The organism is Streptomyces sp. NPDC090083 (assembly GCF_044747445.1).
Classification (GTDB): Bacteria; Actinomycetota; Actinomycetes; order Streptomycetales; family Streptomycetaceae; genus Streptomyces.
This window is the reverse complement of the sequence record NZ_JBIVED010000002.1, coordinates 164,618-179,969: the sequence shown is the minus strand read 5'-3', so window position 1 is coordinate 179,969 and position 15,352 is coordinate 164,618. Positions and strand designations below refer to the sequence as shown.

Genomic DNA, 15,352 nt, shown 5'->3' with positions numbered 1-15,352 from the left:
TCATGACCGGACGCTAACCCCTGAGCGCGGCCACTGTCTCCTTCGGATTCCATGCTTTTCCGCACCCTCTGACCAGCGGATAACACGCGAGCCCGATCACCACGGAGGTGAAATGCCCGAGATCGGTGAAGGTACGGCCGGTCGCCAGCGGCACCCCGTAGACGGCCAGTACGACCACCAGATACAGGTACCGCCAGGGCGCCGCGATCCGGTACACGAGCACCCCGACGACCCCGGCCAGCGCGTAACTCACCCCGACGTCGAGCGTGTCGACGGCGGACTCCGGCGCCATACCGTTCTTCACCGCCCACAGCAGCGCCCCCTCGCTGATCAGCGTCGCCAGCACATGCGCGGCCACGCACACCATCAGCCACCGCGCCGTACCGATCCACCGTTCCGCCTGCGCGTGGAACACCGTGTACAGCACCGCGTACGGCACCCAGCGCCCCCCGTCGATCCACATCGCGCTCGCGAACAGCACCCGCACCGGGTTGCTCGACAGCTCGTGGATGTTGGTGGACCGCTGCCGCAGGAAGTCCTCTTCGAAATCCGGCGACATGTGGTGCATGGCGACCGTGGTGACGAAGAGGATCCCCAGCCAGACATACGTGCCGGGGGCACTGCGGACGTACGCCCACACCCTGCTGAGGCCCCGGGTGATTCGCATGAGCCGATTCACGCACGCCAGTATGGTCGGAGCCGTGATCGACATCCCGGCCGCGCTGGTCGCCTCCCAGGAGAGGTGCAACGGTACGGCGGGACGCGCCTTCGTGGCGGAGCTCCCGCACCGCGCGGCGGACTTCCTGGACCGGTGGTCGCTCCGGCTCGACGGCCCGTCGATGCACGGCATGTGCGCCCTGGTCCTGCCCGTCCTGCGCACCGACGGCACCCGGGCCGCGCTGAAACTCCAGTACCTCGACGAGGAGACGGCGGGCGAGCCGATCGCCCTGCGCGCCTGGGACGGGGAGAGCGCCGTACGGCTTCTGGAGTACGACGACGGGACCGGCACCCTGCTCCTGGAACGCCTCGACGCGTCCCGCACCCTCACCCACGAACCGGACTCCCGCGCCGCGGCCGTCGTGATCGCCCGTCTGCTGGCCCGCCTGACGGCGGTATCCGCACCACCGGAACTGCGCCGACGCCTCGGCCCGCTGACGACGGCCATGCTGGAACGGGTGCCATCCGCCCTCCCCCACCTCCCCGACCCGGCGGACCGACACCTGATCGAGGACTGCGCGGCGGCGGTACGCGAGGTCGCGGACGAGCCAGGGGACCGGCTGCTGCACTGGGACCTGCACTACGCCAACGTGCTCAGCACCACCACTGACACCACCGCAACCACTACCACCGCAACCGCCACTGACACCGCCGCCACCGCAACGGCCAAAACCCCTGCCCTCTGGCTGGCGATCGACCCCAAGCCCCTAGCGGGCGACCCAGGTTTCGAACTCTTCCCGGCGCTCGTCAACCGTTTCGACCCCGACGAAATCCGTTGGCGATTCGACGCGATGACCGACGTGATCGGTCTCGACCGGGCGCGGGCACGGGCCTGGACGCTGGGGCGGGTGCTGCAGAACGCGCTGTGGTCGGTGGCGGACGGGTACGCGCCGGTGCCGGAACACCTGGAGATCGGACGCCGACTGCGCGACCCGCGCTGACCGGTTCGTCACGCCCAGGCGGGTGTCCAGGTCTCGGCGTCGGTGGACGCCCGGGTCGTCGCGGTGTCGAGGTGGTCGCGGAGGGCGGCCAGCGCGGGGTGCCGATTGTCGCGATGCCGGACGAGGGAGTGCGGATAGACCGGCGTCGGATTCCGGACCGCGATCCGGCGCAGGTCGTGATGGGCGGGCCAGACCAGCCGGGTCTGCTCCCCCACGAACGTCGCCAGCGAACGGGACCCGGCGATGGTGTCGAGCAGCGGCTCCACCCCGAAGTCCGGCCCGTTGCTCTCGATGGTGAGTCCGAACGCGGCGGCGAGCGCGTCGTAGTACGCGGCCCACTCGGTGCCCGGGACGAGGCCGGGCATCCAGATCCGGTGCCCGACGAGGTCGGCCGGGGTGACGGTCCCGGCACCGGCGAGGGCGTGGCCCGGCCCGGTGAGGAGCTGGACGGGTTCGTCGAAGGCGCGGCTGACCTCGATGTCGTCGGGGAGCCGGCGGCCGGTCATGGTGACGGCGCGGAAGGACGCGTCGACCGTGCCGGAACGGATCGCGTCGACGGCCGCGTCGGCGTCGAAGAGCGTGACCACGTCCAGCTCGATGTCGGGGCGGGCCCGGTGGAAGTCCCGCAGCAGCGCGGCCGGGGCGAGCCCGCGCCCGATCACGTCGACGCGCAGCGCGCGGTGGCCGGGCCGCACGGAGGCGAACGCCCGCGCCTCGGCGCGCAGCAGATCCCGCGCATGCGGCAGGAACGCCCGCCCGTCGACGGTCAGCTCCGCCCCGCGCGGCGTCCGCGCGAAGAGCCGCACGCCTACGGCCCGCTCCAGCGCGGCGACCCGCTTGGAGACGGCCTGCTGGGTGATCGACAGCTCCGTGGCCGCGTCCTGGAAACGGCCCGCGTCGGCGATGGCCACGAAGGTGCGTACCGCGTCGAGATCCACTCCTGCGACGATACTGACGACCACTGACAACGGGTCCCTGACCCACCCTTGACCCAGCCCTGGCCCAGCTCTCGCCCAGCTCTGACCAGTGGTCACAACCACAGGTTGTGACTCTCCGGCGAGTCGGTTGTTTGATCCCGGGGCCAGGCACTCGCTTTGATGCCCAACGGAACAAGCGAGCGCGAACGAACAAGCGGGACGACGCGGAACGGGTGGGCCGGTAATGGCGGGGAGACGAGCGCTGGGACGCCGTTTCGGCTGGCTGTGGGCGTCGTTCGCGGTCAGCTCGTACGGCACAGGCCTCGGCTTCGGCGCGTTCCCCTTCATGGCGATCCTCGTGCTGCACTCCGGCCCGACCCAGGTGGCCGCGCTGGCCGCGTCGGGACGGGCGGTGGGCGCGCTGGTCGCCGTACCGCTGGGGCCGTGGGTGGAGTTCCGCCGCAAGCGGCCGGTGATGATCGCGATGGACCTGACCCGGTTCGGGGCGCTGCTGACGGTCCCGGTGGCGTTCGCGTGCGGGCTGCTCACCTTCGCCCAGCTCCTGGTCGTGTCGATCGTCGTCGCCGCCGCGAACATCGCGTTCAACGCGGCGAGCGGGTCGTACCTCAAGTCGCTGGTCCCGCCGGAGGACCTCCTGGTCGCGAACTCCCGCTTCGAGTCGACGACTTGGACTTCGACGATGCTCGGGCCGCCGCTCGGCGGAGCGGCGATCGGACTGTTCGGCCCGGTGACGACGGTGGTGGCCGACGCGGTCAGCTATCTCCTGTCGGCGCTCGGCATCCGCGCCATCGGCGGCACGGAACCACGCCCGGAACGGACCGCCGGCCCCCGGCTGCGCGCGGCCGACCTGCTCGACGGCTGGCGCTACATCCTCGCCCACCCCATCCTGCGCCCGCTGCTCCTCAACGCGATGACGGTCAACGGCCTGATCATGGCCGCGGAGCCGCTGCTCGCCGTACTCCTGCTGGGCCAACTCGGCTTCTCGCCCTGGCAGTTCGCCCTCGTCCTCGCGGCCTCCTCCGGCGCCGGCGGCTTCATCGGCTCCCGCCTGGCCCGCCCGCTCGCGACCCGGTTCGGCCCGCGCCGGGTACTGCTGACCTCCGGGACGCTCCGCGCCTGCTGGCCGATCGGCCTGGCGTTCGTCACCCCCGGACTCCCCGGCATGCTCCTCGTCGCCGCCCTGCAACTCGCCCTGGTGACCTGCATCGGCGTCTTCAACCCGCTCCTGGCGACCGCCCGCCTCGAACACACCGCCCACGACCGGGTCGCCCGCACCCTGACGGCCTGGTCCATCAGCACGAGCGCGACGATCGCGACGACGACGGCCCTGTGGGGAGCACTCGCAGCGCTCACGACACCGCGAACGGCGATCGCGGTCGCGGGGCTGCTGTTGCTGGCATCACCGCTGCTGCTGCCACGAGAAGGAGAGACCGAACGGGACGAACGACAGCCGCGGGAAGGGCAGTTGCGGGAACGAGAATCACGGGAGCCGAAGCCACAGGCTCAGGAACAGACTCAGGCACCGCAAGAACGGCCCACCGCCACGGCCGAGGGCACCTGAAATCCAACACTCCACCGCTCCACACACGCTCCCCGCCCCTCCCCGCCCCTCCCCACCAGCCCCCCCTTCCCCACCCCTCCCCGCTAGCCTCCCCTCATGATCCGCACAGCGACCCCCACCGACATCCCCGTCATCCACGCCCTGATCCGCGAACTCGCCGCCTACGAGAAGGAACCCCAGGAGGCGAGGGCGACCCCCGAGCAGCTCCACGAGGCCCTCTTCGGCGAACACCCCGGCGCCTACGCCCACTTGGCGACCGACGACACCACCGGCGAGCCGGTCGGCTTCGCGCTGTGGTTCCTCAACTTCTCGACCTGGCGCGGAGTCCACGGCATCTACCTGGAGGACCTCTACGTCCGCCCCGCCACCCGAGGCACCGGCCACGGCAAGGCCCTCCTCACCGAACTCGCCCGCATCTGCGTGGCCCGCGGCTACGAACGCCTGGAGTGGTCCGTCCTCGACTGGAACCGCCCCGCGATCGACTTCTACGAGGCGCTGGGCGCCCGCCCGCAGGACGAGTGGACGGTGTACCGGCTGACGGACGAGGCGCTGCGGGAGCTGGGGCAACCCGGCTGACCGGCGTTCCAACAGCCCGACCGGCCTGCCGTGCGCGGGAGTCGGGAGGCGACCGGCGGGAATCGGCGCGCACGATCATGCGCGGACCGGGCAGGGTCGGGGCATGAGCTTCACCGACATGCCACCTTTCTTACCGGGCCTGGAACTCTCCCGCCGTTTCTACACGGAAGCCGTCCGCCCGCTCCTGGAGGACGCGGCCCCCGACATCCCGCACTCCGCCGCCCGCGTCGGCAGCGGCTCCGAAGTCCTCGGCTACGACACCCCGCGCTCGCGGGACCACGAGTGGGGCCCGCGCCTCCAGCTGTTCCTCCGCCCCCGGGACGTCCCCCGCCACGCGGGCCGCATCCGGCACCACCTGGCGGAACACCTGCCGAAGACCTTCCACGGCTACCCGACGAACTTCGCCGCGACGGCCGACGGAGACATCCGGGTCATGCGACCCACCGCCGGCCCGGTCCACCACAGGGTCGAGGTCACCCACACCGCGGCCTGGTTCAGGTCCACGCTCGGCTTCGACCCCGCCCAGGAGGTGACGACCACCGACTGGCTGACGACCCCCACCCAGCTCCTCGCCGAGGTCACGGCGGGCGCGGTCTTCCACGACGGCCTGCACGAACTGGGCCCGGTCCGCCACACGCTCCGCTGGTACCCCCGGGACGTCTGGCTGCACGTCCTGGCCCGCGAGTGGAACCGGATCGCCGAGGAGGAGGCCTTCGTGGGCCGCTGCGGCGAGGTGGGCGACGAACTCGGCTCAGCGACGGCGACCGCCGCCCTGACCCGGACCCTGATGCGCCTGTGCCTCCTCATGGACCGCCGCTACCCCCCGTACAACAAGTGGCTGGGCACGGCCTTCGCCCGCACCGCGGCCGGCCATCGCCTGACCCCGGTCCTGACGGCCGCCCTCGCGGCCACCGACTGGCACACGAGGGAGAAGCATCTCGCGTACGCCTACGAAGCGACCGCGGAGATCCACAACCAGCTGGACCTGACCGACCGCGTGGACCCCAGTACCCGCCCGTTCCACTCCAGACCCTTCCAGGTCCTGCACGCGGAACGCCTCACCAGAGCCCTCACGTCCCGCATCAAGGACCCGACCCTGAGATCCCTCCCCCACCGCGCCGACATCTAGGACACCTGCAGACCTACCGACGGCCTAGCGTCGCTGCCGTCACCCAACGCCACCAGGCGTGAGCGAAAGGACCACGATGTCCGAGCAGGCAGGCACCGCACCGGAGGGCTACACCACCGTCGCCCCCTGGATCGTCACCGATGACACGGGGGCGTTCCTCGACTTCGTCACCCGGGCGTTCGGGGGTGAGGAACTCGGGCGGGTGGCGACCGAGGACGGCTTGATCGGGCACGGTGAGATCCGCGTCGGCGACACGGTGGTGCTGGCCTTCGACCGGCACGCGGACTGGCCGGCCATGCCGAGCCTGCTGCGCGTGTTCGTCGCCGACGCCGACGCGACGTTCTCACGAGCCGCCGAAGCCGGCGGCCAGGTCGTCACCGCCCTGGCGAACGACGCCTTCGGACAGCGCGGAGGCCGTATCAAGGACCCCTTCGGCAACATCTGGTGGGTCGTCAGCCACATCGAGGACGTCTCGGAAGCCGACATGTGGAAGCGACTACAGGACCCCGTGTACGCCGAGGCGATGCGCACGGCTCAGGAAACACTCGACGCGGAACTGAGCGGCCGCCCCCACGGCCGCAGCAGCACACCCGTGAGATCCCCGGACTGACCCGGCGAGAGCGAGCCCACGACGCTCCGGCCATAGATGAAGATCCAGGCCAAACAGCATCTGACCTGGACTTCCCTGGAGCCCCCTGTCGGATTCGAACCGACGACCTACGCATTACAAGTGCGTTGCTCTGGCCAACTGAGCTAAGGAGGCCTGCGTGTGTGCCGTCGCGCGGGTCACCACGCGTACCGCTTCGCGCGGAACCACCCGCGCGATCACATGCCCGAGCAGTGTACCCAGGTCCCCGCACCGCCCTGTCGAAAATTTCCGCGAAGTTCACATGCCCGGAGGTACTGACATGCGGGCGAACGCCAGGTACCGTCCTGACCCAGTTCACTCGCGTGGACTACACCACCACCTTCCTACAACGGATCGTCCGGCACGTTCCTGCCGGTAGAAGGGGGCCCTTCACCATGGCCACTGTTTCGTTCGACAAGGCGACCCGGATCTACCCGGGTTCCGAGAAGCCCGCCGTAGACGGACTGGAGATCGAGATCGAGGACGGGGAGTTCCTCGTTCTGGTCGGTCCCTCCGGTTGTGGCAAGTCCACCTCGCTCCGGATGCTCGCGGGGCTCGAGGACGTCAACGCCGGCGCCATCCGCATCGGTGACCGTGACGTCACGCACCTGCCGCCGAAGGACCGGGACATCGCCATGGTGTTCCAGAACTACGCGCTGTACCCGCACATGACGGTCGCCGACAACATGGGCTTCGCGCTCAAGATCGCCGGCGTCAACAAGGCCGAGATCCGCCAGAAGGTGGAGGACGCGGCGAAGATCCTCGACCTCACCGAGTACCTCGGCCGCAAGCCGAAGGCCCTCTCCGGCGGTCAGCGCCAGCGTGTCGCGATGGGTCGCGCCATCGTGCGTGAGCCCCAGGTCTTCCTCATGGACGAGCCGCTGTCGAACCTCGACGCCAAGCTCCGTGTCTCCACCCGTACGCAGATCGCCTCGCTGCAGCGCCGCCTCGGCATCACCACCGTCTACGTCACCCACGACCAGGTCGAGGCCATGACGATGGGCGACCGCGTCGCCGTACTGAAGGACGGTCTGCTCCAGCAGGTCGACTCGCCGCGCAACATGTACGACCGCCCGGCCAACCTCTTCGTCGCCGGCTTCATCGGCTCCCCCGCGATGAACCTGATCGAGGTCCCGATCACCGACGGCGGCGTGAAGTTCGGCAACTCGGTCGTCCCGGTCAACCGTGAGGCCCTCAAGGCCGCCGCCGACAAGGGCGACCGCACGGTCACCGTCGGTGTGCGTCCCGAGCACTTCGACATCGCCGAGCACAACGGCGAGGCCGCGAAGTCCCTCACCAAGGACGCCGAGGACGCTCCGGCGGGTCTCGCGGTCTCCGTGAACGTCGTCGAGGAGCTGGGCGCCGACGGTTACGTCTACGGCAGCGCCAAGGTCGACGACGACCTCAAGGACCTCGTCGTCCGCGTCAGCGGCCGTGCGGTGCCGGACAAGGGCTCCACGCTCCACGTCGTCCCGCGTCCGGGCGAGATCCACGTGTTCTCGACCTCCACGGGCGAGCGCCTCACCGACTGATCCGTCTTCACCGACTGATCCGTCCTCACCGGCGGTTCGGAACTCACCGTCTGTTCAAACGTTCCCAGGAAGGGCCCCGCGGATCGCCGCGGGGCCCTTCCTGCTGCGTCCGGACGCCCGACCGTGTCGACAAATACCCCGGCAGACCGGTCATTTCGAGCAGCGTTCGTCAACGCCCTACCCACTGCGAGGCGCCGATCCATCCCCCGAATTGGTGACTAAATGTCGCCAAATCATTACCGGACGCTACCCTCACACGCGTGAAGCACTCCAATAACCAACAGCCGCGACGCGGCCGGGGCCCCGCCCGCCGGGTCGGCCGCACGCTCGCCCTCGTCCTGCCCGTCGTCATGGTGCTCTCCGGGACCCTCGCGGTCACCCGGGTCAACTGGTCGGGGAGCCCCTCCAGCTCGATGCTCACCGCGACCGACGTCACGGCCGCCGGAGCCTCCTCGCGGGCCGCCGCACGCGCCCCGCAGGACATCCTGCGCGACCGGCTCATGACGGAGCTCCAGGACAAGAACCCCGACGTCGTCCTGACCCACCTCCAGGAGGCGGTGAACGGCCACCCGTCGCTCGCCACGCACTGCAGCTCCATCGCCCGCGCCCTGGGCCGCGCCGCGGTCCGTATCTACGGCGCGACGCGTGCGCAGTCCTACGCCCGCCCCGTGTGCGACACCGCGTTCGCCTCCGGGGTCATGGCCGCGCACAGCTGACCGGAGCCGGTGCCCGGATGAGGAGGTCGGTAACGGCTGATTAAGGAACGGTTGCAGCCGAAGGATGCGGTGGGGCCGCCACGTACAGTTCGGGTCATGACCGATCCGAACGCCGCGTCGCGCCCCACCCAAGCCGTGATCCTGGCCGGTGGCCAGGGATCCCGGCTGCGCCCGTACACCGACGACCGGCCCAAGCCGATGGTCGAGATCCCCGGCACGGGGACCCCGATCATCGGCCATCAGCTCGTCTGGCTCGCCGAGGAGGGCGTGACGGACGTGGTGGTCAGCTGCGGGCATCTCGCGGAGGTGCTGCAGGACTGGCTGAAGACGGCCGATCTGCCGGTCGACGTGACGACCGTCGTCGAGACGGAGCCGCTGGGCCGTGGCGGCGGGCTCAAGTACGCCGCCTCGCATCTGCCCCGGCCGGACAAGGCCTGGTACGCGACGAACGGTGACATCTGGACCCGCTTCTCGCTGCGGGACATGGCCGACTTCCACACCGAGCGCGACGCGGTCGCCACGCTCGCGCTGGCCCGGCCCCGGATTCCGTGGGGGGCCGTGCAGACGGACGCGTTCGGGCATGTCACGGACTTCATCGAGTCACCGCCCACACAGCACGCGATCAACGCGGGCGTGTACGTCTTCTCGCCCGAGTTCGCCGGGCTGCTGCCGGAGCGGGGGGACCACGAGCGGACGACGTTCCCCCATCTCGCGCGTGAGTTGCGGCTGGCCGGGTTCCCGATTCCCCAGGGGGCCTACTGGCGGGCCATCGACACCGCGAAGGATCTGACCGAGGCCGCCAAGGAGCTTGCCGCGCTGCGGCGCTGACGGTCCCTCAGGCGCTTCTGGGACGCCGGAAGGGGCCCGCACTCCACGTGCGGGCCCCTTCGTCGTACGCGCCGGGATCAGCCGGTGGGCGACTGCTTCAGCAGGCCCCCCACCGGCCCGGCTACCCCAACAGGCCGCCCACCAGGCCCGGCTGGCCGGAGGACGAGGATCCTCCGGTGCTGGAGCCGCCGCTCGTGCCGGTGCCGGTTCCGCCGCCGCTGCTGCCGCCGCTGGACGTGGGTCCCGAGGTGGTGCTGGGGGCCTGGCCGGCCGGGGAGGAGTGCTGGGGCTGGGTGCGGCCCGCGGTGCCCTGGGTCTGGCTGGGGGTGCCGCCGGTGGTCGTACCGGACGAGGAGTGGGTCGCGCCCGGGGTCGTCGCGGCGCCCGACGGCTTGGCCGACGGCGTGTGCCGGGACGGGGACGTGGACGCCTTGGGAGTGCTGCCGCTGCTCCTGGTCGGTTCGCCGGGGAGCGGGGTGCCCGGCAGTTCGTTGCGCGGGGCCTCGCCGGGGCCCGGCACGACCACGCGGCTGGAGTCGCGGACCGCGCCGCCGAGCAGCGAGCCGATGAGCAGGGTGAGGCCGATGGAGACGGCCGTGACGAGGGCTCCGCGGCGCAGCACGTAGCGGCGCAGTTCCCAGATGTCGGCGCGGGGTCCGAGGCGGCGCCAGGCGCTGCCCGCGAGGCGGCCGTCGACGGAGTAGACGGGGGCGCCCGCGATGATCAGCGGGGACCAGGCGGCGAGGTAGATGATGTCGGGGGCGTCGTAGGCCGGGACGGTCTTCCAGCTGACCGTGACGATCAGTGCCGCCGACAGCAGCGCGCCGAAGACCGCGGCGACCCGCTGCCACAGGCCCAGGATCGTGAGGACGCCCACGATGACCTGGGCGAAGGCGATGACGAGCCCGGAGCCGACGGGGTGCTGGAGCGCGAACTGCCGCAGTGGCTCGGCCACTTCCCACGGGTGCAGGGTGTTGAGCCACTTGACCATGGAGCCGCGCTTGCCGCCGTCGAAGTAGACGGGGTCGCACAGCTTGCCCATGCCGGCGTAGATGGAGATGAAGCCGAGGAAGATGCGGAGCGGGAGGAGGACCACGCCGAGGTTCATCCGGCGGCCGGGGTAATAGGCGTGCCGTACCGGGTCGTTGCCGTAGCGCTTGGCCCGCTGGTCGCGCCGCGCGTCCGACTCGTCGGCGTCGAAGTCCTCGAACTCCCGGTCCCCGTAGGCGGGTTCGTCGTAGGCGCTGCCCACGGGCCGCATCTGGGGCAGGAGTCGGTTCTCGCCGGTGTCGTGGGCGTGGCCGCGCTGGGCGCCGACGATGGGCGTCTCCAGGGTCTGCGCGGTCAGGTCTCCGTCGTAGCCGGCGGCGTAACCGCCGCTCTCGATACGGGGGATGACCTGGGTGGCCCCGGCGTCGCCGGCCGGCTGCTCGCCGTGCCGGACGCCGTTGCCCCGCACGGCCTGGAGGAGCCGGTGCGCGCCGGTGTCGTCCGGGGCGGACCGGCCGCTCCAGACGACGGGCCTGCGGCGCGCGGCACCGGCCGCGGGCATCCGGGCGGTGTCCTCGGCGGCGCTCAACTGCCGTGCGAGGCGCGGGTTTTGGGTGCGCGTCGAGGCGCCCAGCTGCACGCGGAAACTCGCATGGTTGACGATGACCTGCGCCGGATCGCTCGGCACCTTCACCATGCTCAGCGCGGGAGCGTCGTCCAACCCGGACTGGAATCCGGACGAGCGGTCCCCCGTGGGTGTGCGGGGTGTTCTGGTGTCCACACTCATCTAACCGAGTGACGTGTGTTTAGGACACTGCTTTGACTTGCCGGATGTGTCCGGACAGCGTCAAGCTCGTCCCCGACGCGCAGATTGCCCCGAGTGGGTGACGGTGCCGAACGTCCGTTCAGGAACGCTTGCGGGACGCCTCGTAGAGCACGACTCCGGCGGCCACACCGGCGTTGAGGGACTCCGCGCCGCCGGGCATCGGGATGCGGACCCGGAAGTCGCAGGTCTCGCCCACGAGTCGGGACAGGCCCTTGCCTTCGCTGCCGACGACGACCACCACCGGGCCCGCCAGCGCGGCGAGTTCACCGATCTCGTGCTCACCGTCGGCGGCGAGACCGACGATCGCGAGACCCGCCTTCTTGTACGCCTCCAGCGCGCGCGTCAGGTTCGTGGCGCGGGCGACGGGCGTACGGGCCGCCGTACCGGCCGACGTCTTCCAGGCGCCGGCGGTCATGCCGGCCGCGCGGCGCTCGGGGACGAGGACGCCGTGGCCGCCGAACGCGGAGACCGAGCGGACGATCGCGCCGAGGTTGCGCGGGTCGGTCACCCCGTCCAGGGCGACGATCAGCGGGTCCTCGCCCTTGTCGTAGGCCGCGTTCGCGAGGTCCTCGGCGTGCGCGTACTCGTAGGGCGGGACCTGGAGGACCATGCCCTGGTGGTTGAGGCCGTTGGTCATGCGGTCCAGCTCGGGGCGGGGGGCCTCCATGAGGTGGACGCCGCCGCGCTCGGCGACGAGCTGGAGCGCCTCGCGGACCCGCTCGTCGTTGTCGATGAACTGCTGGACGTAGAGCGTGACGGCGGGGACGCCCTCGCGCAGCGCCTCGACGACCGGGTTGCGGCCGACGACCATCTCGGACGTGCCCTTGCCGCCGCGACCGCGCGCGACCGGCGCCCGGCGCTGGACCTGCTTGGCCCTGGCGTTGGCGATGCGGTTCTTCTTGTGGCCCTTGCGTGCCTCGGCGGGCGGGGTGGGGCCCTTGCCCTCGAGACCCTTGCGCCGCTGGCCGCCACTGCCGACCTGCGCGCCCTTCTTGCCGGACATGCGGCGGTTGTTGGCTGCCATGACCTACCTGTCTGTGTGATCCGTCGTGGAGTGCGGTGCATACGTACGTCTATGCAGTGTGCCGCCCGGGAGGCCGGGCGGCACAGTCGATCTTCGTTGACCGGGGTGGGTTCAGCGCGGGCCGAGGGTCCAGCGGGGGCCCTGCGGGCCGTCCTCGATGACCAGGCCGGACTGGTTGAGCTGGTCGCGGATGGCGTCCGCGGTGCCCCAGTCCTTGCGGCCCCGGGCGGCCTCGCGCTGGTCGAGGACCATGCGGACCAGGGTGTCGACGACGCCGTGGAGGTCTTCGCCGCGGTCGGCCTCGCCCGCCCACTGCGGGTCCAGCGGGTCGAGGCCGAGGACGCCGAGCATGGCGCGCACCTCGGCGAGACGCGCGACGGCGGCTTCCTTGTCGTCGGCGGCCAGCGCGCTGTTGCCCTGCCGGACCGTGGTGTGGACGACGGCGAGCGCCTGCGGGACGCCCAGGTCGTCGTCCATCGCCTCGGCGAAGGCCGGCGGCACCTCGGCGGCGGGCTCGACGACTCCCCCGGCCTTCTCGACGACCCGGGTCACGAAGCCCTCGATCCGCGCGAACGCGGACTCGGCCTCGCGCAGGGCCTCCTCGCTGTACTCGATCATCGAGCGGTAGTGCGGGGTGCCGAGGTAGTAGCGCAGGACGATGGGGCGCCACGTCTTGACCATCTCGGAGACGAGGACGGAGTTGCCGAGCGACTTCGACATCTTCTCGCCGCTCATGGTGACCCAGGCGTTGTGCACCCAGTACTGCGCGAAGTCGTCGCCGTAGCCCTTGGCCTGGGCGATCTCGTTCTCGTGGTGCGGGAAGATCAGGTCGAGGCCGCCGCCGTGGATGTCGAAGGCGGAGCCCAGGTACTTGTGCGCCATCGCCGAGCACTCCAGGTGCCAGCCGGGGCGCCCGCGGCCCCACGGGGTCTCCCAGTCGGGCTCGCCGGGCTTGGTCGCCTTCCACATCGCGAAGTCGCGCGGGTCGCGTTTGCCGGTGATGCCGTCCTCGGGGGGCTGGCGGAGGTCGTCGATGTCCTGGTTCGACAGCTGGAGGTAGTCCGGGAACGAGCGCACGTCGAAGTAGACGCTGCCGTCGGCCTCGTACGCGTGACCGCGCTCGATCAGGCCGCGCATCATCTCGATCATCTCGGGGACGTGGCCGGTCGCGCGGGGTTCGTAGGTCGGCGGGAGGCAGCCGAGGGCGCTGTAGCCGTCGTTGAACGCGCGCTCGTTGTCGTAGCCGATCGACCACCAAGGGCGGCCCTGGTCACGGGACTTGGTGATGATCTTGTCGTCGATGTCCGTGACGTTGCGGATGAACGTGACGTCGTAGCCGCGGTGTTCGAACCAGCGGCGGAGGATGTCGAAGTTCAGGCCCGAGCGGATGTGGCCGATGTGAGGGGCGGCCTGCACGGTGGCGCCACAGAGGTAGATCGAGACACAGCCCGCGGTGAGCGGGGTGAAGTCACGGATCTGCCGGGCGCTGGTGTCGTACAGACGAATGGTCACGGTAGTAAGGGTAGTGGGCGGTACGGGGTGCCCGGTGCCTTCCGGCGGATTGGCCGTTTTCCGGTACGGGTCCGGTGGGGGCCGGTCGCGCGGTTCCGCGTGTTCCTGGGTGGGCCGGGTCACGTGTGCCGTACGACCAACGCCGTGGCCACCGCCATCAGCCCTTCCCCTCTCCCCGGAAACCCGAGGCCGTCCGTCGTCGCCCCCGAGACGGACACCGGCGCCCCCGCCGCCTCCGACAGGAGCTTCTGCGCCTCGTCCCTGCGCCTGCCGATCTTCGGCCTCGGTCCTACGACCTGGACGGCCACGTTGCCGATCGTGAAGCCGGCCTCGCGGACGATCCGGGCGGCCTCGGTCAGCAGGGTGACGCCGGACGCGCCCGACCACTCGGGGCGGCCCGTGCCGAAGTGCCGGCCCAGGTCGCCGAGGCCCGCCGCCGAGAAGAGGGCGTTGCAGGCCGCGTGGGCGACGACGTCCGCGTCGGAGTGGCCGGCCAGGCCCGGGCCCTCGCCCTCCCACTTGAGGCCCGCGCACCACAGCTCGCGGCCTTCCTCGAAGGCGTGGATGTCGGTGCCGATGCCGACCTGAGGCAGCGGGTAGGACGGGGATGGCGGGGAGGTCTCAGAAGCCATCGTTGAGCCTCCTGCGGGCCAGGACCGCCTCCGCGAGGACGAGGTCCAGGGGGCGGGTCACCTTGAAGGCCTCTTCGTGGCCGGGGACGACCACGACGGCGAGGCCGAGCTGTTCGACCATGCTCGCGTCGTCGGTGACGTTGTCGGTGACCGTCTCGTGGGCGTGGATCAGGGTGGCGCGGTCGAAGCCCTGTGGCGTCTGCACGGCACGGAGGCGGGCCCGCTCGGGGGTGGCGACCACCGGTTCCGGGTCCCCGGGCCGTGCGGCCGGCTCGACTTCCTTGACCGTGTCGGCGAGCGGCAGCGCCGGTACGACGGCGGGCGCTCCCTCGCGTACGGCCTCGATGACCGCGTCGACCGTGTCGACCGGGACGAGCGGGCGGGCCGCGTCGTGGACGAGGACGACGTCGTAGCCGGGCGGCAGCGCGTCCAGGCCGAGCTTCACGGACTCCTGCCGGGACTCGCCGCCGGGGACGACCAGGAAGTCGGTGCGCTCGGGCAGGGCGTGCGCGTCGAGCAGGGTCTTCACCTCGGCGGCGCCGTCGGGCGGGGCCACGACGACGACCAGGGACACGGAACGTGACGCGGCCAGCGCGCGGATCGCGTGGATGAGCATGGGGGTGCCGTTCAGCGCGCGGAGCGCTTTGGGGGCGCCCGGCCCGAGGCGTACGCCTCGTCCGGCGGCCGGAATCACGGCGGCGACGGAGGACTGCGCCTGCGAAGAGCGCGAATCGTCAGACATCGGTTCCTGTCAGGTTTGTGTGCTCGACCTACGTGGGTATGGCCTCAGGAGTGCCGGGCG

15 protein-coding genes and 1 tRNA gene are annotated in these 15,352 nt (G+C 71.1%); 8 read left to right on the top strand and 8 right to left on the bottom strand.

Annotated elements, in window-relative coordinates; translation table 11 throughout:
• Positions 1 to 13: 13 nt before the first annotated feature.
• On the bottom strand, positions 14 to 667 hold the full coding sequence (locus tag ACIPTO_RS06620; protein ID WP_366324016.1) for a rhomboid-like protein: 654 nt from the start codon (positions 665 to 667) through the stop codon (positions 14 to 16).
• On the opposite strand from ACIPTO_RS06620, the gene ACIPTO_RS06615 reads away from it, so the two are divergent.
• A complete protein-coding gene (locus ACIPTO_RS06615) occupies positions 666 to 1,658 on the top strand; it encodes an aminoglycoside phosphotransferase family protein (protein WP_401189906.1) in 993 nt (330 codons plus the stop codon). The genes ACIPTO_RS06620 and ACIPTO_RS06615 overlap by 2 nt on opposite strands.
• A gap of 8 nt (positions 1,659 to 1,666) precedes the next feature.
• On the opposite strand, the gene ACIPTO_RS06610 is transcribed toward ACIPTO_RS06615, so the two are convergent.
• Complete coding sequence (locus tag ACIPTO_RS06610; RefSeq protein ID WP_401189904.1) at positions 1,667 to 2,596, bottom strand: LysR family transcriptional regulator; 930 nt, start codon at positions 2,594 to 2,596, stop codon at positions 1,667 to 1,669.
• Positions 2,597 to 2,819: 223 nt separating this feature from the next.
• Between ACIPTO_RS06610 and ACIPTO_RS06605 the strand changes: the two genes are divergently transcribed.
• The 4 genes from ACIPTO_RS06605 (at position 2,820) to ACIPTO_RS06590 (ending at position 6,472) form a co-directional block, all read left to right on the top strand.
• Positions 2,820 to 4,157: an MFS transporter gene (locus ACIPTO_RS06605; RefSeq protein WP_401189903.1), complete on the top strand. Its 1,338-nt coding sequence runs from the start codon at positions 2,820 to 2,822 to the stop codon at positions 4,155 to 4,157.
• A 96-nt stretch (positions 4,158 to 4,253) separates the two neighbouring features.
• A complete protein-coding gene (locus tag ACIPTO_RS06600) occupies positions 4,254 to 4,733 on the top strand; it encodes a GNAT family N-acetyltransferase (RefSeq protein ID WP_401189901.1) in 480 nt (159 codons plus the stop codon).
• A gap of 118 nt (positions 4,734 to 4,851) precedes the next feature.
• Positions 4,852 to 5,862, top strand: coding sequence for a DUF4037 domain-containing protein (locus ACIPTO_RS06595; protein ID WP_401189900.1), 1,011 nt, complete (start codon positions 4,852 to 4,854; stop codon positions 5,860 to 5,862).
• A 76-nt stretch (positions 5,863 to 5,938) separates the two neighbouring features.
• Entirely contained in the window at positions 5,939 to 6,472 is a 534-nt protein-coding gene (locus ACIPTO_RS06590; RefSeq protein ID WP_401189899.1) for a VOC family protein, read from the top strand.
• Between the two features lie 76 nt (positions 6,473 to 6,548).
• Here ACIPTO_RS06590 and ACIPTO_RS06585 read toward each other — a convergent pair.
• Positions 6,549 to 6,625, bottom strand: a tRNA-Thr gene (locus ACIPTO_RS06585).
• A 260-nt stretch (positions 6,626 to 6,885) separates the two neighbouring features.
• On the opposite strand from ACIPTO_RS06585, the gene ACIPTO_RS06580 reads away from it, so the two are divergent.
• The 3 genes from ACIPTO_RS06580 (at position 6,886) to ACIPTO_RS06570 (ending at position 9,566) form a co-directional block, all read left to right on the top strand.
• Positions 6,886 to 8,022, top strand: coding sequence for a sn-glycerol-3-phosphate ABC transporter ATP-binding protein UgpC (locus ACIPTO_RS06580; RefSeq protein WP_366324002.1), 1,137 nt, complete (start codon positions 6,886 to 6,888; stop codon positions 8,020 to 8,022).
• A gap of 260 nt (positions 8,023 to 8,282) precedes the next feature.
• Entirely contained in the window at positions 8,283 to 8,738 is a 456-nt protein-coding gene (locus tag ACIPTO_RS06575) for a hypothetical protein (RefSeq protein ID WP_366324000.1), read from the top strand.
• Positions 8,739 to 8,834: 96 nt separating this feature from the next.
• Positions 8,835 to 9,566, top strand: coding sequence for a nucleotidyltransferase family protein (locus tag ACIPTO_RS06570; RefSeq protein ID WP_366323998.1), 732 nt, complete (start codon positions 8,835 to 8,837; stop codon positions 9,564 to 9,566).
• Positions 9,567 to 9,687: 121 nt separating this feature from the next.
• Here the strand turns inward: ACIPTO_RS06570 and ACIPTO_RS06565 are convergent, their stop codons facing one another.
• The 5 genes from ACIPTO_RS06565 to ispD all read right to left on the bottom strand — a co-directional run bounded on the left by ACIPTO_RS06565 (position 9,688) and on the right by ispD (position 15,292).
• Positions 9,688 to 11,343, bottom strand: a complete 1,656-nt coding sequence (locus tag ACIPTO_RS06565) for a DoxX family membrane protein (protein WP_401189897.1) — start codon at positions 11,341 to 11,343, stop codon at positions 9,688 to 9,690.
• Positions 11,344 to 11,461: 118 nt separating this feature from the next.
• Positions 11,462 to 12,406 (bottom strand): 23S rRNA (guanosine(2251)-2'-O)-methyltransferase RlmB, encoded by a 945-nt coding sequence (gene rlmB, locus ACIPTO_RS06560; protein ID WP_366323995.1) that lies wholly within the window; start codon positions 12,404 to 12,406, stop codon positions 11,462 to 11,464.
• A gap of 111 nt (positions 12,407 to 12,517) precedes the next feature.
• The gene (cysS, locus tag ACIPTO_RS06555) at positions 12,518 to 13,918 is read right to left on the bottom strand and encodes a cysteine--tRNA ligase (protein ID WP_401189895.1); all 1,401 of its coding nucleotides are present in this window, start codon (positions 13,916 to 13,918) and stop codon (positions 12,518 to 12,520) included.
• A gap of 119 nt (positions 13,919 to 14,037) precedes the next feature.
• Entirely contained in the window at positions 14,038 to 14,550 is a 513-nt protein-coding gene (gene ispF / locus ACIPTO_RS06550; protein WP_401189893.1) for a 2-C-methyl-D-erythritol 2,4-cyclodiphosphate synthase, read from the bottom strand.
• Entirely contained in the window at positions 14,540 to 15,292 is a 753-nt protein-coding gene (ispD, locus tag ACIPTO_RS06545) for a 2-C-methyl-D-erythritol 4-phosphate cytidylyltransferase (RefSeq protein WP_401189892.1), read from the bottom strand. Before ispD ends, ispF begins: the two co-directional genes overlap by 11 nt.
• Between the last annotated feature and the right edge of the window lie 60 nt (positions 15,293 to 15,352).